Here is a 20,014-nt window from a genome sequence, read left to right on the forward strand (position 1 = left end):
GACGTTCATGTCGGAGAAGCGCCGCGTCGAAGAGGCCTACGCCCGGGCCGAGCAGCAGGCGGAGCGAGCCGAACAGGCCAGCGCCACCGACGACTCGTCGATCGAGGTCGACGAGTCGCTCGAGGAGTCGGAAGAGCCGAACTAGGGGGCGCGGCGAACGTCCGCGGCGGGCGACGGCGGGTTCTGGCCGCGGGAGGCGGGTGCGCGCTCCGGGGCGGGGGAGTCGGGTGCGCCGATCGCGGTGATCCGGCGATTGTGCGCGGCGATGGCGACCACGTAGGGCACCCAGATGAGGACGATGATCGCGCCGCCGGCGACGAGGGCCGCGGCCCACGGCTCGGTCTCGACGAGCCGAGGCATCATGCCGACCCCGAAGACCGTCAGCCCGATTCCCACGGCGCGCGACGCGACGGCTCGACGGGGCGCCTTTCGCGGGTTCGCCCAGTACGACACACGCTCCCGCGGGTACGCACCCAGGGTCAGGTGGATCGACCACCACCACAGCGCGGCTCCGACGACCGCGAAGGCGGCCCACCACCATTCGCTCACCATGACTCCAGCCGAACACGGATGCCACGGGAGGTCAACGTCCCGGCCTACTCCAGGGTCGGCGGCAGGACGTAGACGATGTCGGCGCCGTCGCGCTCGTGCTCGACGAAACCGAGGCGGGCGAGAACGGCGTGCGAAGGATCGTCGTCGGCGGACACGCAGGCGTACAGCGGGCGCTCCGGTTCGCGCACGGTGAGCAGACGCAGCGCCTCGGTGGCGGCGTCGTCGCCCGTGTGCGGCGACACCGCGAGCAGGATCTCGCGGTCGTCGTCGACGTCGAGTGCGGCGGCGACGCCCACGACCGCGGCGTCTTCGACGATGGCGTGCACGCTCGTGCCCTCGCCGTCGACCCACCGGTCGAACGAGGCGCGGTCGTCGATCGACACCCGTGGCCACGTCGAGGTACTGTCGCGGAGCGCCGCGAAGGCGGCATCCCGATCCTCGTCACGAAGGTCGCGCAGCTCGATGTGGGGCATGGCGCCACGCTAGCGAAGGGTTGTCTGCGCCCCGCCGGCCTTGCGCCGTCAGGCGAAGCCGTGCAGGGCGAGGAACGTCCAGGTGGCGCCGTTCGCGTCACGCGCCGAGACCTGCCCGCGCAGGTGTCGGAACAGGGCGCCGCGGGTGTCCCCGTCGATGCTCGTCCAGCCGTCGAGATTGCGGCGCAGCACCAGCTCGGTCTGCGCGAGGGCCTTCGCGAAGACGATATTGCGCGAACCGGCCACCACGACGGCATACAGAGCGAGCACGGCCCTCACATACGACGCCGACGATTCCGCGTCGCGCATGGCGTCGACGTGCCGCACGGCGGTGTCCATGTCGGTGGCGGTGAGGCGGGGGAGGCCCACCCGCATCGCCCCCGCGATGGTGTGCGCGGCGTACTCCCGCATGTCGGTCCGCGCGCGGTCGGTCAGCTGCGAGACGCGGGTGTACCGGTTGGCGGCGACGTCCACGAGGCCGATGCGCTCGAGTTTCTGCAGGGCCTCGCGCACGGGGGTGCGGGAGATGCCCATGAGTTCCGCCAACTCGACGTCGCGCAAACGATCACCGGGCTGCAGGCGCCCGTCGACGATCGCCTCGCCGAGGGCGGAGTACGCCTCCTCGACGAGCGCAGAAGCGCGTCTCCGGGTGTCCATCACGCGGATCATACGACTCCCGGTTATCACAGAACATCGCCATAACTCCCTGATTCTTCGTTTTCTTGTCGCGCAGAGGCTCGCGCGACCGGTAATGTCATCACGTCACGCCTCGCGTGGCATATCCGGGGGGATCCGTCGACGCCCGGGCTTTGAGCACTGCTCAGCCCGGGCGTCGTATGGGCTCCGGAGCGATTCCTCCCGCGCACCGCCCGTCGCGCCGCCAGCGCGCGCCGGGCCGGCGGACGAACCACAGAGGGACACCACCCCGGCGATCGACGCAACGTTTGTGTCACAGCCCTGTGCGCCGAGTGATCCGGCCCGTTACCGTGGGGGCACAGTCCGGCGCGCACGGTGCCGGCTCAAGCGGAAAACGGCATGACGATGAGCACGCAGGGCACGGTCAAGTGGTTCAACTCGGAAAAGGGCTTTGGCTTCATCGCCCCCGATGACGGCGGTCAGGACGTCTTCGCGCACTACAGCGCGATCCAGTCGGGCGGCTACCGCTCGCTCGAAGAGAACCAGCGCGTCGAGTTCGAGGTCGCCCAGGGTCCCAAGGGCCTTCAGGCCGAGGACATCCGCGTCATCTGATCTTCTCGGGTACGTCCCGGATCGGCCCCGGCCGCGCTCGCGTCCCTCGACGATCGTGCGCGGCCGGGGTCTTCACTGTTCGTGGCGCACCAGATCGACGCCCGCGGAGGCGAACTGCCGGATCGTGGCGTGCGGCAGGAACGCCCGCGTCAGAGCGGCACCGATGCGCGCGAGGTCGGCCTCGTCGCGGTAGAGGAGCGAGAGCGTCTCGTACCGCGGGTGGAACTTCTGCTTGAAGCGGTGCAGCGAGGCGAACCCGTACACGGGCTCCAGCATGCTCGCCATGCGCGTCTGCAGGTCGACGATGGCCCCGGCGTCGGCGGGGTACTCGTGCGCCAGCGGCGCGCCGGACAGCGACATCACGGCCGCCCCCTCCGTGGAGAACTGCTGCGCCGACGAGCCGATCAGGTACTCCATCACCGGCCCGAACCCGCCGTCGCGTCGGCGCATGAGATCGAGCGTCCACCCGCGCACCGCCCCATCGCCGTAGATCGGCAGCCACGACAGGAAGCCGTCGACGTCGCCGTGCGGCGAGACGGCGAGGGCGATGCGGACCTCGGGGTCGGCCGCCTCGTGCAGGGTGCCGAGCGTGAACCCCATCTCGGGCAGGTCCTTCTCGTCGACCCAGCTCTCGGAGATGGCGCGCAGCTGTTGACGCACGCCCCAGGTCTCGTCGGCGAGGCGCGAGAGACGGAACGTCATCCCCTCGCGCTGTGCGCGGTTGAGCGACGTACGCACGTCGCCCCAGGCCTTGCCGGTGAAGGCCAGACCCGGCAGGTCGACGACGGTGTCGTCGGCCACCACGATGCTGCGCCAGTCCGAGGGCACCGCCGCACGCGTCGCGTCGTCGGCGCTGAAGAAGCAGGGCGCGAGCCCGGCGGCTTCGGCGCTCTCGATGAACGCCCGCGCGGTGGCGGCCCGCGTCTCGACCGGACCGAGCGGATCGGCCAGGGCGAGCGCCACGCCCGAGCGACGCTGGTACGCGACGATCCCCCGGCCGAATCGCGCGTACGACATCCCCTCCCACGTGGTCATCCACGACAGGGTCCCGCCGCCCGAGGCCCGCAGTTCGGTCTTGACGTCTTCGACCCCGGGGGTGGGCGCGTCGCCGAGGGCCGCGCGCGGGCGGGCGCGGAAAGCCGCGCGGACGAGCACGAAGTACGCCGCCGCCAGGATCCACAGCGTCGACGAGGCGAGGATGCTGGTGAGGTCGGCATCCAGGTCGGCTTCGAGCTCGGTCACGCCCACGAGCAGGGCGAGGAGCAGCGTGAGCAGAACGAGCACGAGGTTCAGGGCGCTGTAGGTCAGGAGCACGATCCACGCCCAGCGCCGACCGCGGTGGAGCGCCAGGGCGACGACGAGCACGAGCACGGTGTTGACGGCGACGTCGAGCCACGAGCCGTCGGCGGGGCCCGACGAGCCGAACGGGCCCGTCATGGGAGCGACGTAGCCGATGATCTCCATCGCCCCGAGGGTGCACACCAGAGCGAACGCGATCAGTCGCTGCTCGCGCACACTCACGCGTTGCGGGCGCAGGGAGCGGTCGACGCCCAGCACCAGCGTGGCGGCGAACACGTGCTGCAGGTCGGACAACGTTCCCCAGTACAGGAATGTCACCGACAGGACGGCGATCAGCGTCGTGCCGGCCCGCAGGCGCCAGGGTGAGGGCAGGACCCCGACGGCGGCCGCGAGGCAGGCGACGATGCCGCCGGAGGGTCCCACGCCGAGGGCCATCGCCTGCTCCTGGGCCCACGCCCACGGGAGCAGGGCGGCGCCCCACAGGAACGCGGCCGCGGCGAGAACGGAGAAGAGCTGCCCGGCTCCGAAGTAGGCCAGTGCCACGCGACTGCCCCGACGGAACTCCAGCAGCGCCATGCCGGCCAGACCCGGAACGACGAGCGCGTAGACCCAGGGGGCGCCGACGAAGAACGAGCCGGTGAGCGGCGTCCACCAGCGGCCCGCCTCGAGCGCCGGGAGGCCGTAGGCCACGCTCGGGAACAGGGGAGACGCCGTGAACGGCTGCCACAGTGCACCCACCGCGACGCCGACGAGGATCAGGATGCCGACGAGTGCGAGCGTGGCCGGGATGCGGCGCGCGACCGCGCTCACGCGGCGGGTCGTGGTGTTCTCCCTCATGCCGCTAAAGATAGGGCACGGCCGCTCTCGGCCTCTCGCTCAGAGCTCGGCCGAGGAGACGGCGTGCCAGGCGGCGCGCGCGTTGGCCAGGGCGACGACCGCGTCGGTGGCCGCCCGGGCCGCTGCCAACTCGCGACGCGCGGTCTCGAGGCGCAGTCGGGCGTCGATGGCCAGAACGCCCTCGCGCGCGTCGGCCGCGGCGAGGGCGGCACGCGCGCACGCGAGAGTGCCGGGCAGGGCCGTGCGGGCGACCTCGAGCCGATGCCGGGTGCTCGGTGCCTCGCCGAGGGCGTCGTCGCGCACCTCGCGCACCCGCGCCACGGTTTCGACGGCGGTGCGCGGGCGACGGGGAGCGTGGGCGGCCGCGTCGTCGAGGTCGCGGACCGCGGAGAGCAGACGCGCCTGCGCGCCGGGCGCGCACGCGTCGGCGCGGGCGGTCGCGAGCTCGATCGCCGCGCCCAGTTCGGCGCGGGCCGCGGCCAGCTCGGCGGTGACGTTGTCGGCGGCCTGCAGGGCGATGCGGTGGGAATCCTCCACGGCACGCAGGTGGCGTCCGGCCCGGCGGGTGGCGTCGGTCGAGCGGTGCAGGTGCATCATCACGGTTGCGACATCGGCGTCGCGTGCCGCAGCGCGGTCGATCTCGGTATCGGCCTCGATCAGTGCGGCATGGCCGGCCCGCGCCGAGAGGGCGGCGTCGCGCCAATCGTCGGAGTCGAAGCGGTCGCCCAGTGCCGCGAGCAGCGGGGCCGGATCGCCCGCCGAGGTCACGGCCTCGTCGCGGCGCCGACGTGCGGCTGCGACGAGCGCGGCCGGGGTGCGCTGCGCCGTCGACCAGGCGGCGAGCTGCGTGCGCGTCGCCTCGACGCGGGCGAGCTGCGACACGAGCCCGGCGCGCAGCCGCTCGGCCTCGACACGTCGTCGCGCGGGGACGACGGCACCCCGTCGCAGCGACGAGACGTCGGAGAACCCGCGGTCGCGAGCGCGTTGGGCGGCGGTGTACGCCCGACGCAGATCTGCCGGGGCATCGCTCGCGGGCAGGGCGTCGGCCGCTTCGAACGCGATGTCGAGGGAGTTGACCGCATCATCGAGGTCGAGCAGGGCGGCCTCGGCGGCGGTGACGGCCTCGGCCGCCGCGGCCTGCGCGCGTGGCGAGCGGTGACGCACCCGAACGACCAGCACGACGATCGCCGCGACGAGCAGACCGCCGGTGAGCGCGATCGCCGCGGGGATCGCCCAGGCGACGTCAGTCACGGTCGGCGGGGGCGTCGTCGACGAGCAGCAGGGCCCGCAACTGGTCGACGTCGTCGACGGCGGCCTGCGCGCCCTCGGACTCGTGCGGCCAGCTGAACCCCCAGCGCACGAAGATCACGGGCACCTCGGCATCCCGACCGCCCTCGACGTCGTGGTGACGATCGCCGATCAGCACGGGGCGCGAGACGTCGACACCCTGCGCCTCCAGTCGCCGCAGGGCCTCGCGGACGATGTCGGACTTCGTGCTCAGGGTGCGTTCGTCGAGCGACGCCCCGACCACGGCCTCGAGGTCGGGGGCGAGACCGAAGTGGTCCATCAGGGCCACGACCTGCACCTCGGGCTTCGAGCTGGCCGTCGACTGCGGCACACCGGCGGCGTGCAGGTCGTGCACGATCTCACCGACGCCGGGATACAGCCGCGCGCTGACGGTGTAGCCCTCGCTGCGATTGAGGCCGCGATAGAACGTGACGGCCTCGGTGGCCTGCTCGGGCGTCATCCCGACGTTCACCTGGAAGGACTCGAACATGGGCGGCCCGATCCAGTGCGACAGTTCTCCCCGCGTCGGCGGAGTGCGTCCGAAATGCTCGAGGGTGATCGTCAGGCGACGGAGGATCCCCTCGGACGCGTCGACGAGAGTGCCGTCGACGTCCCACAGGACACACGAGAAGGGGGAGCGTACGGGCATGCTCCCACGCTACCGGCGCGGCATCGGCCCGGCTCGCTGCCCACGCGTGGAGTGCGTCAGAACAGGCGCGGCGCCCCCGACTGCACGCCCTTCATCTCGTCGTAGTCGAGGGTGAGGCAGCGGATGCCGCGGTCGGTGGCGAGCACGCGGGCCTGGGGCTTGATCTCTTGGGCCGCGAAGATGCCGGTGACCGGAGCGAGCAGGGGGTCGCGGTTGAGCAGCTCGAGGTAGCGCGTGAGCTGTTCGACACCGTCGATGTCGCCGCGGCGCTTGACCTCGATCGCGACGGTGCCGCCGGCGTCGTCGCGCAGCAGCAGGTCGACCGGACCGATCGCCGTGGGGTACTCGCGACGCACGAGTCGCAGGCCCTCGCCGACGACCGAGACCTGCTCGGCCAGCAGACGTTGCAGGTCGGCTTCGACGCCGTCCTTGATGAGGCCGGGGTCGACGCCGAGCTCGTGCGAGGAATCGTGGACGACCTCGTGGATGCGCACCAGCAGCGCATCGCCCGTCTTGGCGTGGGTGACACGCCACCGCTCGATCACGCCGTCTTCGACGTCGGCCTCATCGGGCTGCTCGAGCGTGAGACTGCACGGCGGGCTCATCCAGTTGAGCGGCTTGTACGAGCCGCCGTCGGAGTGCACGAGCAGGCTGCCGTCGCCCTTGTGCACGAGCAGGCGGGTGGCGAGGGGGAGATGCGCGTTGAGTCGGCCGGTGTAATCGACGGAGCAACGGGCGATGACGAGACGCACCCGTCGAGCCTAATCGCGCTCGTGGCGCGGACCCTCGGTGACGTGCCATTTCGGGTTCGAGGCGAACTCCTCGATCAAGGGCAGGTGCACAACCCTGCCGATGTCGGCGGGCGCCGGAGTCACACCGCTCTCCCACGCCAACAAGTACGAGGTGCCGTCCAATTCGAGCCCGCCCAGGTCGGCCAATGTCTTGCGGTCCCGGGGTGCGTAGCGTCGCAGATAGGACTCGCTGCCGACGCGCGGATCCGTCAGGAGCTTTCGGCCGGTGAACACGCTGGGCGTGAGAGACGTGCCGATCACGCGGGTGACGACGGCGCCCCACTCCCGGGTGAAGTCGTCGACGGTGTGGATGCCGTGCTCCCGGGCGAACCGGACGGCGATGGCATGCAGCGTGTGGTGCTTGCTAAGGACATGCCCGTCGACGCGGAACGTACTGCGGTCGCCCGCCAGCGTCTTGCGCTCGACTTTCTGCTCGAAGAGCGCTTGTGCCTCGGCGGCCTCCGCGGGGATGCGACGGGCGATGTCGGCGACGGCGGCGCGCACGAGTTCCTGCACGTCGGGCGGGAGCGGCCAGCGCTCGTCGAACTGCTCGTATCGATGCGAGGCGCGACGATGCAGTTGCGTCAGATACTCGCGCGAGGCGGGTTCTCGCTCAGCGCGGCTCATCGCCTCGAACACCTCCCGCGTCGTGAGGGATTCGTGGATATCGAAGGCCTCTTGGAGCTCCAGTACTTCGCGCTGTCTCTCATTGGCCAGGGTCAGGCGTTCCTGCGTCTCGAGGCGGCGGGCCTCGCTGTCGCGCTGGGACTGCTCGAATTCGGCCTGTCGCTGCTGCGATGCCCGTTGCACCCAGTTCTTGATCGACCACGCGATGGGCGCCAGAACCACGGCGACGAAGATGCCGCCGAGATCGAACGAGAAGAACTCCATCGGTTGCCGTTCCTTCCCCACGTCAACGCGTCCCGGTGGTTCCGAGGTCGCCCGACGCTCCGGCGCTCAGACTATTCGGATGCGCGGATCGGTCTCGACGCCGCCGCCGTTGTCCCTCCCGATTCCTCCCGCCCGGGGTGGAGCACGTCTGCCGGAGCCCGTCAGCGGCGCGCTTCTTCTGCTTCGGCCTTCGCGACGACGAGGGGCTTGGCCGCCCCCGAGAAGAGACCGGATGCCACGATCAGCGCCACCACGATGAGCAGCGTGTTGAGCAGCCCGATGTGGTCGCCGATCCATCCGAGGATCGGGGGACCGCAGAGGAACGCGACGTACCCGATGGTCGCCGCGGCGGCCACGCGCGAGGCGGCCTTGGCGGGGTCGTCGGCGGCGGCCGACATGCCGATCGGGAAGCCGAGGGAGGCACCGAGACCCCACAGTGCCGCGCCCACGAACACCCACGGGCCGAACGGCGCGAGGATGAACAGCAGCAGGCCCGCGGCCGCGGTGGCCGCCAGCACCCGCAGCACCAGCACGCGACCGAGACGATCGACCACCGGTCCGCCGGCGATGCGTCCGACGGTCATCGCGACCGAGAAGACCGCGAGCACGGCGGGGCCGGCCTCTTCGGGTGCTCCGTGACCGTAGACGACGGCCGAGGGGAGCCAGTCGTTCGCGCTGCCCTCGGCGAACGCCATGCCCAGCATGATGACGCCGAGCGTGTACGTGCGCGGCTCGCGCCAGGCCTGCAGCGAGACCGCGAGGCGCTCGCGCCAGTGAGCGCGCTCCTCGGCGACGGGGGCGTCCATCGCGACCTCGGCGCGGGGGACGTTGGCGACCGAGACGAACGCCACCACGACGATGACCACGCCCATGGCCACGCAGTGCGCGACGACCGGGATGTCGAAGCGCACGGCGACGAAGCCGAGGGCGGCGCCGATCACCGTTCCGAAGCTGAAGAAGGCGTGCAGCAGGGGCATGATCGTGCGGCCCGTGGCCTTTTCGAGGGCGGCGCCCTCGACGTTCATCATCACGTCGACGGCGCCGTTGCCGAACCCGAACAGGGCGAGGCCCACGAGCGCGACGGCGAAGAGCTGCAGGGAGTCGGTGCCGAAGCCGATGATGGCCAGGCCCACGCCCACGAGCACCAGCGCGACGAGCATTCCCGTGCGGGCGCCGATGCGGGCCATGACGGCGGGGGCGATGGAGAGTCCGATGATGGATGCCACGCCCATGCCGAGCAGCAGGAGCCCGACGCCGGAGTTCTCGATGCCGAGCGACTCGCGGATCGCCGGCACGCGGGAGGCCCAGGTCGAGATGCTGAGTCCGCTCGCGAGGAAGATGGCGCAGATCGCGACGTGCCAACGCACGAGTTGGGACCGGGTCAGCGTGGAATGCATGGCGCCACTGTACCGAATCGATTCGACGTCGATCGAATCGATTCGGAAGCGCGCGTGTCGCGGGTTACGATCGGCCAGTGAGCACCCGACGCGCCACCATCAGCGACGTCGCCCGCGAGGCGGGCGTCTCGCCGTCGACCGCCTCGGTGGTCTTCAGTGGCAAGACCCCCACCTCGGAGGCCACCCGGGCACGCGTGCTCGCCGCGGCGCAGAGTCTCGGCTACACCGGGCCCGACCCGCGCGCGGCCTCTTTGCGGCGCGGACGGTCGGGCATCGTCGGCGTCGTCTTCGACCAGCACCTCGGAACCGCCTTCCTCGACCCGGTGACGACGCACATGATGGACGGCCTCGCCGACGGGGTCTCGCGCCTGGGTGCGGCGTTGCTGCTGCTGCGCGACGACGGTGAGACGGTGAGTGAGCCGTCGCTCCACACCGCGCCCATCGACGCCGCCGTGCTGATCGGGTGCAGCCCCCGCATGCGCGACTCGCTCGAGATCGTCCGCGGACGCGGCATCCCGGTCGTCGTCGTCGAGGGCGACGCCGGCGAGGGGATCCCGCGCGTGCTGCTCGACAACACCGAGGCGCAGTCCGCCGCCGCCGAACACCTGGCCGGCCTCGGGCACCGCGACGTCGTTCTCGTCACCCTGCCGATCGACACGTCGCGGCGGCGGGGCTGGATCGCGTCCGACGAGGTCGTGCGCGTCGACGTCACCGCCGATCGACTGGCCGGGGCCCGTCGTGTGTTCCCCGACGCGCCCGCGCTGGCCGCGGCCACCAGCTCGATCGACGAGGGCGCGATCGCCGGACGCACGCTTTTCGCCGACCCCGCCAAGCGCCCCACCGCGGTGATCGCGCAGAGCGACCTGCTGGCGGCCGGGGTCATCCGCGCCGCCGAAGAGGCGGGCCTCCGGGTTCCCGACGACGTCAGCGTGACGGGGTTCGACGGCGTCGTCGTCGACGGCCTGGCGCCGCACGTCCTCACGACGCTGGTGCAGCCGGCCACCGCCAAGGGCCGCGCGGCCGGCGAGGCCGTCGCCGCGATGCTCGAGGATGCCGTGCCCTCGGGTCTGCGGTTGTCGTGCACGTTCCGCGAGGGCACGACGACCGCGCCGCCGCGTACCACATGAGGTCGCGGGCAGCGACGAGTCTCATGCTCCGCATAGAATAGTCACGACACCCCGAGAGCCCGGGCACTCCGCCCGTCGACACCCGAGGAGGCCCGACCATGCTGATATTCCTCGGCGCCTTCGCGGCTCTCCCGCTCCTGCTCCCGTGGCTCGTCTCACGCATCGGAGCTCGGGCGTTCTACGTCGCGGCGGTGCTTCCGGCACTCGCCTTCGCCTTCGCCATCGTGCAGGCCGCGTCGGTCTTCGGCGGAGACATTCCGTTCGAGGAATACCAGTGGATTCCCGCGCTGGGCGTCTCGCTCTCGATGCGCATGGACGTGCTGGGCTGGCTGCTCACCCTCGTCGTCACGGGCGTCGGCGCGCTCGTCATGCTCTACTGCCGCTGGTACTTCCGCGGCAAGACGCAGGGCGTCGGGCAGTTCTCGGCCGTGCTGCTGGCCTTCGCCGGCGCGATGTACGGCCTCGTGCTCACCGACGACATCGTCGTGCTCGTCATGCTGTGGGAAGCCACGAGCGTGCTGTCGTACCTGCTCATCGGCTACTACCACGGTCGTGCGGCGAGTCGCCGTGCCGCTCTCCAGGCGCTGCTCGTGACGACCCTCGGCGGTTTGGTCATGCTGATCGGCGTGGTGCTGCTGGTGGTGCAGGCGGGCACCTCGAGCCTGTCGGCGATCCTCGCCGATCCCCCCGTGGGGACGGTCGTCGACATCGCCGTGCTGCTGCTGCTCGTGGGCGCGCTGAGCAAATCGGCCATCTTCCCCTTCCACTTCTGGCTCCCCGGCGCCATGGCCGCTCCCACCCCGGTGAGCGCCTACCTCCACGCCGCCGCCATGGTGAAGGCCGGCATCTACCTCATCGCGCGGCTCGCCCCCGGCTTCGCCGACACCCCGTTCTGGCGCCCGACGCTGATCACCCTCGGTGTCTTCACCATGCTGCTGGGCGGTTTCCAGGCGCTGCGCGAACGCGACCTGAAGCGCATCCTGGCCTTCGGTACGGTCAGCCAGCTCGGCTTCCTCACCGTCATGCTGGGCTACGGAACGCGCGATGCCGCCCTCGCGGGCGTCGCCCTGCTGCTCAGCCACGCTCTGTTCAAGTCGTGCCTGTTCCTCGTGGTCGGCGTCATCGACCGTCAGCTCTCCACGCGTGACATCGGCGAGCTCTCGGGTGTCGGACGCCAGGCCCCGGTCATGGCCACGGCCTCGTTCATCGCGATCGCGTCGATGGCCGGCGTCATCCCCACGTTGGGCTTCGTCGCGAAAGAGACGGCTCTCACCGCCCTGCTGCACGAGGCCGAGGGCGGCGCCGGATGGGGTCTCGTCGCCCTGATCGGCATCGTGCTGGGTTCCGCTCTGACGGCGGCGTACGGCATCCGGTTCCTCTGGGGTGCGTACTGGACCAAGCGCGACGTCGAGAAGACCGAGTGGCCCGACCCGCCCATCGGCTTCCTCTCGGCCCCGGTGCTGCTGTCGGCGGCCTCGCTCGCGCTCGGTTTCCTCGCTCCGATCGTCGACCACTGGCTCGCGCCCTACGCCGACGAGCTGCCCGAGGCGACGGCCGGCGTTCCCGCTCCCGAGTACCCGTACCACCTCGCGCTCTGGCACGGTCTGGAGCCGGCGCTGTTCATCTCGCTGGGCACGCTCGCGCTCGGCGCCGGGGTGTTCTGGGTCGTGCGCAAGACGCAGCTGCACAAGCGCCGCCGCGTGCTGCCGTTCACGGCGAACGACGTCTACAACGCCACCCTGCGCGGCATCGACCACACGTCGGAGTGGGTCACCGCGCGCTTCCAGCGCGGCTCGCTGCCGTTCTACGTGGGCACGATCTTCGTCGTTCTCGTGGTGGCCGAGGGCACCGCGTTGCTCGCATCGAGCGAGTGGCGCGCGCAGCTCGACGCGTGGCAGTCGCCGGCGCAGCTGATCTCGGCGCCCATCATGATCGCCGCGGGCATCCTCGCCGTGCGGGCGCGCAAGCGCTACACCGGCGTCGCGCTCGTGTCGGTCACCGGCCTCGGCATGGTCGTACTCTTCGCCACCAGCGGCGCCCCCGACCTCGCCCTCACGCAGGTGCTCATCGAGACGGTGACCCTGGTCGTGTTCGCGCTCGTGCTGCGGCGTCTGCCGGCCCGCATGGGCGAGCAGAACGAATCGGTCGCCCCCCTTGCGCGCGCCGTGCTCGGCGCCGGGGTGGGTCTCACCATGGCCCTGGTCGCCGTCGTCGCGACCGGCGCGCGGCAAGACCTCCCCATCTCGCTCGAGTGGCCGGCGCTGGCGTACGAGATCGGCCACGGGCGCAACGTCGTCAACGTCGCGCTGGTCGACCTGCGCGGGTGGGACACCATGGGCGAGCTCTCGGTGCTCGTGCTCGCGGCCACGGGCGTGGCATCGCTCGTCTTCATCACCGACCGCAGCGACAACCTGTCGCGGCGCTCGGGCACGGCCCGCAGTCGCACGGGTCTCGGTCGCCGTCGCCCGCTCGTCGAGACCGACAGCGGAGTGCGGGCCCAGCGCGTGGGCGAGACCGATGCTCCGCGGGCCTGGCTCATCTCGGGCTCGAAGGTGCAGCCCGAGAACCGGTCGATCCTGCTCGAGATCATCATCCGGGTGCTCTTCCACTCGATCATGATCGTGTCGCTGTACCTGCTGTTCGCCGGGCACAACCTCCCCGGCGGCGGCTTCGCCGGCGGTCTGGTCGCCGGCATGGGCCTGGTCATGCGCTACATCGCCGGGGGGCGATGGGAGCTCGGCGCCGCCGCCCCCACCGACGCCGGCCGGCTGCTGGGCGCGGGCATGGCGATCGCCGTGCTGTGCGCGCTGGTGCCGATGGCCTTCGGGTTCGCGCCTCTGCAGAGCTTCACGTTCGAGGGCGAGCTGCCGCTCATCGGTCACTGGGAGTTCGTCACCAGCACGATCTTCGACGTGGGCGTCTACCTCGTCGTCATCGGCCTGGTGCTCGATGTGCTGCGCAGCCTCGGCGCCGAGGTCGACCGGCAGTCCCTGCATCCCGAAGACGCGGAGGTGGTGGGCCCGTGACCATCTCTCTCGTCCTCGTCATCGTGATGGCCGTGCTCTTCGCGTGCGGCGTATACGCCATGCTCGAGCGCAGCCTGACCCGCGTGCTCATCGGCTTCCTGCTGCTGGGCAACGCCGCCAATCTGCTGCTGCTCATCGTCATGGGCGCCCCGGGTAGGGCGCCGTTCTACGACGGGCAGACCGACCCCGCCGACATGTCCGACGCGCTGCCGCAGGCGCTGACCCTGACGGCCATCGTCATCACGTTCGGCATCTCGGCGTTCCTGCTCGCGTTGATCTACCGCTCCTGGCAGCTGGGTCAGGCCGACACGGTCATCGACGACGCCGACGATGTGGCTCTTCGCACGCGCACGGCGACCGAGCCCGAAGACGCCATGGACGAAGAGTCGCGTTCCGACGACGACGACGTCACCACCGACTTCGTGGGCGACGTGGCCTCGCCCATCCGGGTGCTGCACCAGGGCGACCTGTCGCAGCTCGTCGACGACGCACCGGTCGACCGCGTCGCCGTGCAGCGCGACGACGACGACGCCCCCACCCCCGACTCCCGCGACCCCCAGGATGGTGATCGCCCGTGAGCGCCCTCGTTCCCCTGCTCGTCGGCATCCCGCTCATCGGCGCCGCGATCAACCTCGTGTTCGGCCGTCGCAAGAAGACGCAGATCGTCGTGTCGGTGGCGTCTCTCACGGCCGTGCTCGTGCTCGGCGCCGTGCTGCTCGTCGAGGTGGACACGAACGGCCCCCTCGCCGTGGCCATCGCCGCGTGGGACATCCCGTTCGGCATCGTGCTGTACGTCGACGTGCTCGCCGCGCTCCTGGTGGTGGTCACCAGCATCGTGCTGCTCGCCGTGCTGCTGTTCTCGATCGGTCAGGGAGCCGCCGACAACGACGAGGACACCCCGGTCTCGATCTTCTACCCGGCCTACCTCATCCTCGGCGCGGGCATCTTCAACGCCTTCATCGCGGGCGACCTGTTCAACCTCTACGTGGGCTTCGAGATCCTGCTGGTCGCCTCGTACGTGCTCATCACCCTCGGCGGTACCGAGTCGCGCATCCGCACGGGGGTCGTCTACATCGTCGTCTCGCTGGTGTCGTCGATCCTGTTCCTCGCCGCGATCGCGATGGTCTACGGCGCGCTCGGCACGGTCAACATGGTGCAGATCAGCGAGCGCATGGCACTGCTGCCGCAGGACACCCAGACGATCCTGCATCTCATGCTGCTTCTCGCGTTCGCCATCAAGGCGGCCGTGTTCCCGCTGTCGTTCTGGCTGCCCGACTCGTACCCCACGGCTCCGGCGCCGGTGACCGCGGTGTTCGCCGGGTTGCTGACCAAGGTGGGCGTCTACGCGATCATCCGCACCGAGACCCAGCTGTTCGTCGACAACGACCTCAACTTCCTGCTGATGATGGTGGCGCTGTCGACGATGATCGTCGGCATCCTGGGCGCCGTCGCGCAGGCCGAGCTCAAACGCATCCTGTCGTTCACGCTGGTGAGCCACATCGGCTACATGATCTTCGGTCTGGCCATCAACACGCCGCTGGCGGTGGGGGCGACGATCTACTACATCGTCCACCACATCATCGTGCAGACCACGCTGTTCCTCGCGGTGGGCCTCATCGAGCGCCGCGCGGGCAGCACCTCGATCCTCAAGGTGAAGGGCCTCATGCGGGCCGCGCCCCTTCTGGCGGTGCTGTACTTCATCCCGGCCATCAACCTCGGCGGTCTGCCGCCCTTCTCGGGCTTCATCGGCAAGTACGCGCTCTTCGACGCGGCGGCCCAGGTGGGGACGCCGGTGATGATGGTGCTGATCGTGGGCGGGATCGCGACATCGATCCTGACGCTCTACGCCCTGATGCGCGCGTGGAACCTGTCGTTCTGGCGCGAGAACGAGGATTCGCCCGAGACGATGGAGCGCGTCGCCTACCTCGGCAACGCCCCCGCCGCGACGATCTCGACCGAGCGTCGCGCGATCCCGCGCATCATGACCTCGGCGACCGTCGGCATGGTGGCCGTCACCCTGGCGCTGACGGTGTTCGCGGGCCCGCTGCTCGACATGTGCCTGCGGGCGGGCGTCACCATCACCGACGGCGTGAGTCTCGTGCAGGTGCGGGAACAGGCGGGTCAGCAATGAGCCCGTCGCGCCGGTCCCAGGTGGGGCTGTTCCTGCACCAGCTGCCGTTCCTGGTGTGGCTGGTCGCCCTGTGGATGCTGCTGTGGGGCCAGTTCACCTGGCTGGCGTTCCTCACCGGTCTGGTGGCGGCCATCTTCGTCACGCGGGTGTTCCGCCTGCCCCCGGTCGAGCTGTCGGGCCGCATCAACCTCTGGTACGGGCTCGTCTTCGTCGTCACCTTCCTCGGCGCGGTCATCCGCGGCTCGCTCATCGTGGCGTGGCAGGTCGTCGATCTCCGGCGGCAGCCGGGGGCCGCGATCATCGCGGTGCCTCTGCGTGTCGACGACGACGTGATCATGGCGCACACCGCCGTCACGGCATCCCTCATTCCCGGCTCGCTCATCGTCGACGTCGACCGCGAGAACCGCACCCTGTTCCTGCACACCATCGGCGTGCGAAGCGATGCGGATGCCGAGCATCAGCGCCGCGTCGTGCTCGGCTGGGAAGCCCGCATCACGCGGGCCGTCGGCTCGAAGGAAGAGCTGCAGGAGCTGCGGGCCAAGATCGCCGAGTCCGATGCCGATGCCCGGCACGGAGCCGAGACCCCGCGCGACGGGAGAACCCTGCTGTGAACCCGCTCGTCGTCGTCATCCTCGCCGTCTTCGCCGCCGCCGCGGTGCTGGCGCTGATCCGCCTCGTGATCGGCCCGTCGATCCTCGACCGCGCCGTGGCCGCCGACGTGCTGCTCACCGAGGTGCTCTGCATCCTGGGTGCCGACATGGTGATCAACAAGCACACCCAGTCGCTGCCCGCGATGCTCATCATCGCCGCGGTCGGCGTGTTCGGCTCGATCGCGGTCGCCCGTTTCGTCGCGCGCAAGGAGAACCCGAGATGACCCTCGACTCCGTTCTCGACACCGTCGCGCTCGTGCTCGTGCTCATCGGCGCGGTGCTGTGCCTGACCGCGACGATCGGCCTGCTGCGCTGGCGCGACGTGCCGACCCGTCTGCACGCGGCCACCAAGCCGCAGGTGCTCGGCGTGCTGCTCATCGTGTCGGCGGTCGCGCTGTCGCTGCGCACGTGGGAGGCCCTCGCCTTCGGCATCCCGATCGTGCTCATCCAATTCGCGACCGCTCCTCTGGCCGCCCACATGGTCGGACGCGCCGCGTACCGCAACCGCACGACCGACGAGAAGAACCTGTACATCGACGAACTGCACCACAGCACCGAGCAGCCCGGAGCGACGGGCGCGCAGTCGCGCCCCGAGAGCTGAGGTCAAACGCCGGCGTCGCGCACGTCTTCACGTGCCTGCGGCGACGGGGTGCCGTCCTGCGGGTCGGGCGTCTCGGTGCGGTGATCGAGTTCGCGCGCCTCGCGCTCTTCGCGGCGGCCTTCGGCCAGGAACGCCAGGCGGTTCAGGCACTCGTGGTTGCGCAGGACGAGCATCGGTTTCCACAGGGCCGCGGGCAGCAGTGACGCTGCGCCCGAGACGGGTTCCTCGAGGATCGTGACCGCGGTGCCGTCGGCGTGCGGACGGGCGTCGATGCGGATCACCCCGCGACCCAGGATGCCGGCCTTCGGCCGCAGCCGCAGCCGGTGCGGCGGAGACCACTCGACGATCTCGGTCTCGTCGTGCATCATGACCGGCCAGATGCCGAGGGAGTGGTGGATGCGCGCGCCCTCGCGCGGCCAGTGCTCGTCGACGTCGCGCATGCGCGCCGCCCCGACGACCCACACGGGGTACAGCCAGCCGTCGGACAGCACGGCGAACAGGTCGTCGGGCGTGCAGCGCATCAGGCGTGTGTTTCGGGCGGCCATGGTGTCCCCTCGGTCGTCGTGACTCGACTTTACGGCGCGGGCGGCTCGGCGGCCTCGGGACTTGACGGGGGGTGGGGAGAGAGCTGTGGAGCCGTCGACGGGGACGGCGAAGCGACCGGGCGTCGAGGAACGCCCGGTCGCTCCGGTGGGCTCAGCGGCCTCGGGGTACCGAGGTCGAGCCCGGCCGAGTCAGCCTGCCGTGATGTCGGTCACCACGCCCTTCGCCAGGCGCAGGCGGCGGCGGGCCCGCCGCGCGACGGCGGAGTCGTGGGTCACCACCACGAGCGTCAGGCCCTCGGCGTTCAGTCCCTCGAGCACCTCGAGGATCTCGTCGCGCATGCTCTCGTCGAGGTTGCCCGTCGGCTCGTCGGCCAGCAGCACCCGGGGCTGCTTGGCGATCGCGCGCGCGATCGCGACGCGCTGCTGCTGCCCGCCCGACAGCTCGCCCGGGCGGTGGTCGCGGCGATCGGCGAGCCCCACGCGTTCCAGGGCCTCGGTCACGCGCCGTCGCCGCTCGTCTCGGTCGAGACCGAGCGGCTGGAGGCCCATGTCGACGTTCTCGGCGGCGGTGAGCGTGGGGATGAGGTTGAAGCCCTGGAACACGAAGCCGATCTCGGCGGCGCGCACGCGACTCAGGTCGGAGTTCGAGGCGCGCGCGATGTCGAGGTCGCCGAGCGTCACCGACCCGGCGGAGGGGCGATCGAGAGCGCCGAGCATCTGCAGCAGCGTCGACTTGCCGCCGCCGGTGGGGCCCTGGATGGTGACGAAGTCGCCCGCGGCGATGTCGAGGTCGACACCGGCCAACGCCTGCACCGTGGTGTCGCGTTGGCGGTAGGTGCGGGTGACGCCCCGCAGGCGGTAGGCGGTCAGGGTATCGGTGGGGGCGGTGAGGGTCATGATGTCTCCTTCGAAAACGGGATTCTGGTCACGCGACCGAGCGGAGGGCGGCGGCGGGGCTGAGGCGTGCGGCACGCCACCCGCCGAAGGCGCCGGCGAGCACGCCGCCCAGCACGGCGATGCCGACGGCCGCCACCACGACCACGGGGGTCACGGGCGCACTGAGCACGATGTCGGTGGCCTGCGCGGCGGCCTGGCCGAAGCCGCCCCCACCGCCGGGACCGCCCTGACCGCCGGGGCCACCCGTGGTGGCGCTCGACGTCACCGAGACGGTGGGCGAGATGACGTTGACCAGCAGGATGCCGCCGAGGCCCAGGATCAGACCCGCGACGCCGCCGATGAGGCCCTGCGCGAACGATTCCCCGGCGACCTGGCGGACGATCCGGCCGTTGGACCAGCCGATGGCCTTGAGGGTGCCGAACTCCCGCGTGCGGCGTGCGACGCCGGAGATCGTGAACAGCACCGCGAGCGACAGAGCCACCAGCAGGACCACGATCGACAGCCAGGTGCCGAGGTTCGAGATGAGCGATGACGCGCTGGACAGCGAGCCCGAGACCGTCGAAGCGAGCTCCGACTGCGAGCTGACGGTGGCGTCGGGCAGCGCGGTCGAGACCTCGCTCTGCACAGTGTCGATGGCATCCGCGGAATCGGCCTGCACGTAGACGGTCGAGACCACGTCGCCGACGCCCGCGAGACTCTGGGCGACGTCGAGCGGCAGGTACACGTTCGCCGCGGTGTCGGCATCGGACGACGCCGAGGCCACGACGCCGACGATCTGCATCGTCGTTCCGCCCAGGTCGATCGTTCCGCCCACGGCCAGCCCGGCGCTCGCCGCGTACGTGGCGTCGATCACGGCGACGTCGGTGCCGGCGTCGGCAGCGGTGAGGCCCCGGCCGTCGGTGACCGTCACCGACGACAGCGGACCGACGGTGGCGGCGGGGTCGACGCCCAGCACGCTGAACGAGTCGACGCCGAACGCACTCCCGCCGTCGCCGCCGGGGCCGCCGGACGGCGGCTGGCCCGCGCTGCCGCCCATGCCGCCTCCGGTGCCCGTGCCCGCGTCGGTGGTGGCGCTGCGGTCGGGCATCTGACCCGAGAACGTCGTGTTCGTCAGGGCCAGGGCCCCGGTGGCGGCGGACACGCCGTCGAGACCGGTGACGGTGGTGACGGTCGAGGCGTCGAGGGTCGCGCGCATCCTGTCGGTCATGAGGCGCGACTGGCTGAGGGTGGTCGTGCCGTCTTGCGTCGAGCCGGCGTCGGCGCCGAAGTCGAACCGCGGCCCGCCCCCGTCCTCGCTGGGCTGGGCCTGCGCGCCGGTGACGGTGAGGTCGGTGCCGACCCCGTACACCGACGAGAGGGCCTGCGACTGCGCGTCGCGCACGCCCGCCGAGAGCGCGTTGACGATGATGACGAGCGCGATGGCGATCGCGAGTCCGACCGCGACGATCACGGTCTGTTTGGTGCGGCCGGCGAGTTCGCGCCGCAGGTAGGTGCCGTACATGTCTCTCCTCTCGGACGCGGGGTGCGGCCGTGTTCCCGAAGGTAGGAACGACGCCCTCACCGTTCCCTCACCGTTGCTATGAAGCGGGTATGTCGCGTGACTCCGGGGCCCG

The 20,014-nt window shown here is 71.0% G+C and carries 21 protein-coding genes; 9 read left to right on the plus strand and 12 right to left on the minus strand.

Features of this window, described 5'->3' with window-relative positions; all coding sequences use genetic code 11:
* Positions 1–7 precede the first annotated feature (7 nt).
* A complete protein-coding gene (locus tag IFU19_RS02785) occupies positions 8–145 on the plus strand; it encodes a hypothetical protein (RefSeq protein ID WP_181015909.1) in 138 nt (45 codons plus the stop codon).
* Here the strand turns inward: IFU19_RS02785 and IFU19_RS02790 are convergent.
* From IFU19_RS02790 to IFU19_RS02800, 3 genes are read right to left on the minus strand one after another with little or no spacing between them, the layout of a single operon-like run.
* Complete coding sequence (locus IFU19_RS02790; RefSeq protein WP_192012866.1) at positions 142–552, minus strand: hypothetical protein; 411 nt, start codon at positions 550–552, stop codon at positions 142–144. The genes IFU19_RS02785 and IFU19_RS02790 overlap by 4 nt on opposite strands.
* A gap of 44 nt (positions 553–596) precedes the next feature.
* On the minus strand, positions 597–1,025 hold the full coding sequence (locus IFU19_RS02795) for a GNAT family N-acetyltransferase (RefSeq protein ID WP_192012867.1): 429 nt from the start codon (positions 1,023–1,025) through the stop codon (positions 597–599).
* A gap of 48 nt (positions 1,026–1,073) precedes the next feature.
* On the minus strand, positions 1,074–1,682 hold the full coding sequence (locus IFU19_RS02800) for a GntR family transcriptional regulator (protein WP_249405305.1): 609 nt from the start codon (positions 1,680–1,682) through the stop codon (positions 1,074–1,076).
* Between the two features lie 384 nt (positions 1,683–2,066).
* Here IFU19_RS02800 and IFU19_RS02805 point away from each other — a divergent pair, with 384 nt between their 5' ends.
* Positions 2,067–2,273, plus strand: coding sequence for a cold-shock protein (locus tag IFU19_RS02805; RefSeq protein ID WP_055833134.1), 207 nt, complete (start codon positions 2,067–2,069; stop codon positions 2,271–2,273).
* A gap of 72 nt (positions 2,274–2,345) precedes the next feature.
* Here IFU19_RS02805 and IFU19_RS02810 read toward each other — a convergent pair whose 3' ends face one another.
* The 6 genes from IFU19_RS02810 to IFU19_RS02835 form a co-directional block, all read right to left on the minus strand.
* Positions 2,346–4,409, minus strand: a complete 2,064-nt coding sequence (locus IFU19_RS02810; RefSeq protein WP_192012869.1) for a bifunctional lysylphosphatidylglycerol flippase/synthetase MprF — start codon at positions 4,407–4,409, stop codon at positions 2,346–2,348.
* A 39-nt stretch (positions 4,410–4,448) separates the two neighbouring features.
* Complete coding sequence (locus IFU19_RS02815; protein WP_192012870.1) at positions 4,449–5,660, minus strand: hypothetical protein; 1,212 nt, start codon at positions 5,658–5,660, stop codon at positions 4,449–4,451.
* A complete protein-coding gene (locus IFU19_RS02820; protein ID WP_055832266.1) occupies positions 5,653–6,345 on the minus strand; it encodes an HAD hydrolase-like protein in 693 nt (230 codons plus the stop codon). Before IFU19_RS02820 ends, IFU19_RS02815 begins: the two co-directional genes overlap by 8 nt.
* Before the next feature lie 56 nt (positions 6,346–6,401).
* Positions 6,402–7,097 (minus strand): endonuclease NucS, encoded by a 696-nt coding sequence (gene nucS / locus IFU19_RS02825; RefSeq protein WP_055832263.1) that lies wholly within the window; start codon positions 7,095–7,097, stop codon positions 6,402–6,404.
* A gap of 9 nt (positions 7,098–7,106) precedes the next feature.
* Entirely contained in the window at positions 7,107–8,027 is a 921-nt protein-coding gene (locus IFU19_RS02830; RefSeq protein WP_191916527.1) for a hypothetical protein, read from the minus strand.
* A gap of 161 nt (positions 8,028–8,188) precedes the next feature.
* The gene (locus IFU19_RS02835) at positions 8,189–9,424 is read right to left on the minus strand and encodes an MFS transporter (RefSeq protein ID WP_192012871.1); all 1,236 of its coding nucleotides are present in this window, start codon (positions 9,422–9,424) and stop codon (positions 8,189–8,191) included.
* A 77-nt stretch (positions 9,425–9,501) separates the two neighbouring features.
* On the opposite strand from IFU19_RS02835, the gene IFU19_RS02840 reads away from it, so the two are divergent.
* The 7 genes from IFU19_RS02840 (at position 9,502) to mnhG (ending at position 16,959) form a co-directional block, all read left to right on the plus strand.
* Entirely contained in the window at positions 9,502–10,551 is a 1,050-nt protein-coding gene (locus tag IFU19_RS02840; protein ID WP_055935236.1) for a LacI family DNA-binding transcriptional regulator, read from the plus strand.
* Between the two features lie 98 nt (positions 10,552–10,649).
* Complete coding sequence (locus IFU19_RS02845) at positions 10,650–13,577, plus strand: Na+/H+ antiporter subunit A (RefSeq protein WP_055832257.1); 2,928 nt, start codon at positions 10,650–10,652, stop codon at positions 13,575–13,577.
* Entirely contained in the window at positions 13,574–14,155 is a 582-nt protein-coding gene (locus IFU19_RS02850) for a Na(+)/H(+) antiporter subunit C (protein WP_055935239.1), read from the plus strand. Before IFU19_RS02845 ends, IFU19_RS02850 begins: the two co-directional genes overlap by 4 nt.
* Positions 14,152–15,708 carry a Na+/H+ antiporter subunit D gene (locus tag IFU19_RS02855; protein WP_055832246.1) on the plus strand — a complete coding sequence of 519 codons (1,557 nt, stop codon included), beginning with the start codon at positions 14,152–14,154 and terminating at the stop codon, positions 15,706–15,708. The genes IFU19_RS02850 and IFU19_RS02855 overlap by 4 nt, the downstream gene beginning before the upstream one ends.
* Positions 15,705–16,319: a Na+/H+ antiporter subunit E gene (locus IFU19_RS02860; RefSeq protein WP_055832244.1), complete on the plus strand. Its 615-nt coding sequence runs from the start codon at positions 15,705–15,707 to the stop codon at positions 16,317–16,319. The genes IFU19_RS02855 and IFU19_RS02860 overlap by 4 nt, the downstream gene beginning before the upstream one ends.
* Positions 16,316–16,582, plus strand: a complete 267-nt coding sequence (locus tag IFU19_RS02865) for a monovalent cation/H+ antiporter complex subunit F (protein ID WP_055832242.1) — start codon at positions 16,316–16,318, stop codon at positions 16,580–16,582. The genes IFU19_RS02860 and IFU19_RS02865 overlap by 4 nt, the downstream gene beginning before the upstream one ends.
* The gene (gene mnhG / locus IFU19_RS02870) at positions 16,579–16,959 is read left to right on the plus strand and encodes a monovalent cation/H(+) antiporter subunit G (protein WP_055832240.1); all 381 of its coding nucleotides are present in this window, start codon (positions 16,579–16,581) and stop codon (positions 16,957–16,959) included. Before IFU19_RS02865 ends, mnhG begins: the two co-directional genes overlap by 4 nt.
* A 2-nt stretch (positions 16,960–16,961) precedes the next feature.
* On the opposite strand, the gene IFU19_RS02875 is transcribed toward mnhG, so the two are convergent.
* The 3 genes from IFU19_RS02875 to IFU19_RS02885 all read right to left on the minus strand — a co-directional run bounded on the left by IFU19_RS02875 (position 16,962) and on the right by IFU19_RS02885 (position 19,902).
* Positions 16,962–17,504 (minus strand): SRPBCC family protein, encoded by a 543-nt coding sequence (locus tag IFU19_RS02875; RefSeq protein ID WP_055935245.1) that lies wholly within the window; start codon positions 17,502–17,504, stop codon positions 16,962–16,964.
* 189 nt (positions 17,505–17,693) lie between these two features.
* Positions 17,694–18,401, minus strand: a complete 708-nt coding sequence (locus IFU19_RS02880) for an ABC transporter ATP-binding protein (RefSeq protein WP_192012872.1) — start codon at positions 18,399–18,401, stop codon at positions 17,694–17,696.
* 28 nt (positions 18,402–18,429) lie between these two features.
* Complete coding sequence (locus tag IFU19_RS02885; RefSeq protein ID WP_192012873.1) at positions 18,430–19,902, minus strand: ABC transporter permease; 1,473 nt, start codon at positions 19,900–19,902, stop codon at positions 18,430–18,432.
* Positions 19,903–20,014 lie beyond the last annotated feature (112 nt).

It is taken from the genome of Microbacterium sp. CFBP 8794 (genome assembly GCF_014841235.1).
In the GTDB taxonomy this organism is placed as follows: Bacteria; Actinomycetota; Actinomycetes; order Actinomycetales; family Microbacteriaceae; genus Microbacterium.

Coding starts and splice junctions, on each gene's coding strand:
- IFU19_RS02785 (WP_181015909.1), top strand. CDS start 8: ATGTCGGAGAAGCGCCGCGTCGAAGAGGCCTACGCCCGGGCCGAGCAG.
- IFU19_RS02790 (WP_192012866.1), bottom strand. CDS start 552: ATGGTGAGCGAATGGTGGTGGGCCGCCTTCGCGGTCGTCGGAGCCGCG.
- IFU19_RS02795 (WP_192012867.1), bottom strand. CDS start 1,025: ATGCCCCACATCGAGCTGCGCGACCTTCGTGACGAGGATCGGGATGCC.
- IFU19_RS02800 (WP_249405305.1), bottom strand. CDS start 1,682: ATGGACACCCGGAGACGCGCTTCTGCGCTCGTCGAGGAGGCGTACTCC.
- IFU19_RS02805 (WP_055833134.1), top strand. CDS start 2,067: ATGAGCACGCAGGGCACGGTCAAGTGGTTCAACTCGGAAAAGGGCTTT.
- IFU19_RS02810 (WP_192012869.1), bottom strand. CDS start 4,409: ATGAGGGAGAACACCACGACCCGCCGCGTGAGCGCGGTCGCGCGCCGC.
- IFU19_RS02820 (WP_055832266.1), bottom strand. CDS start 6,345: ATGCCCGTACGCTCCCCCTTCTCGTGTGTCCTGTGGGACGTCGACGGC.
- IFU19_RS02830 (WP_191916527.1), bottom strand. CDS start 8,027: ATGGAGTTCTTCTCGTTCGATCTCGGCGGCATCTTCGTCGCCGTGGTT.
- IFU19_RS02835 (WP_192012871.1), bottom strand. CDS start 9,424: ATGCATTCCACGCTGACCCGGTCCCAACTCGTGCGTTGGCACGTCGCG.
- IFU19_RS02845 (WP_055832257.1), top strand. CDS start 10,650: ATGCTGATATTCCTCGGCGCCTTCGCGGCTCTCCCGCTCCTGCTCCCG.
- IFU19_RS02860 (WP_055832244.1), top strand. CDS start 15,705: ATGAGCCCGTCGCGCCGGTCCCAGGTGGGGCTGTTCCTGCACCAGCTG.
- mnhG (WP_055832240.1), top strand. CDS start 16,579: ATGACCCTCGACTCCGTTCTCGACACCGTCGCGCTCGTGCTCGTGCTC.
- IFU19_RS02875 (WP_055935245.1), bottom strand. CDS start 17,504: ATGGCCGCCCGAAACACACGCCTGATGCGCTGCACGCCCGACGACCTG.
- IFU19_RS02880 (WP_192012872.1), bottom strand. CDS start 18,401: ATGACCCTCACCGCCCCCACCGATACCCTGACCGCCTACCGCCTGCGG.
- IFU19_RS02885 (WP_192012873.1), bottom strand. CDS start 19,902: ATGTACGGCACCTACCTGCGGCGCGAACTCGCCGGCCGCACCAAACAG.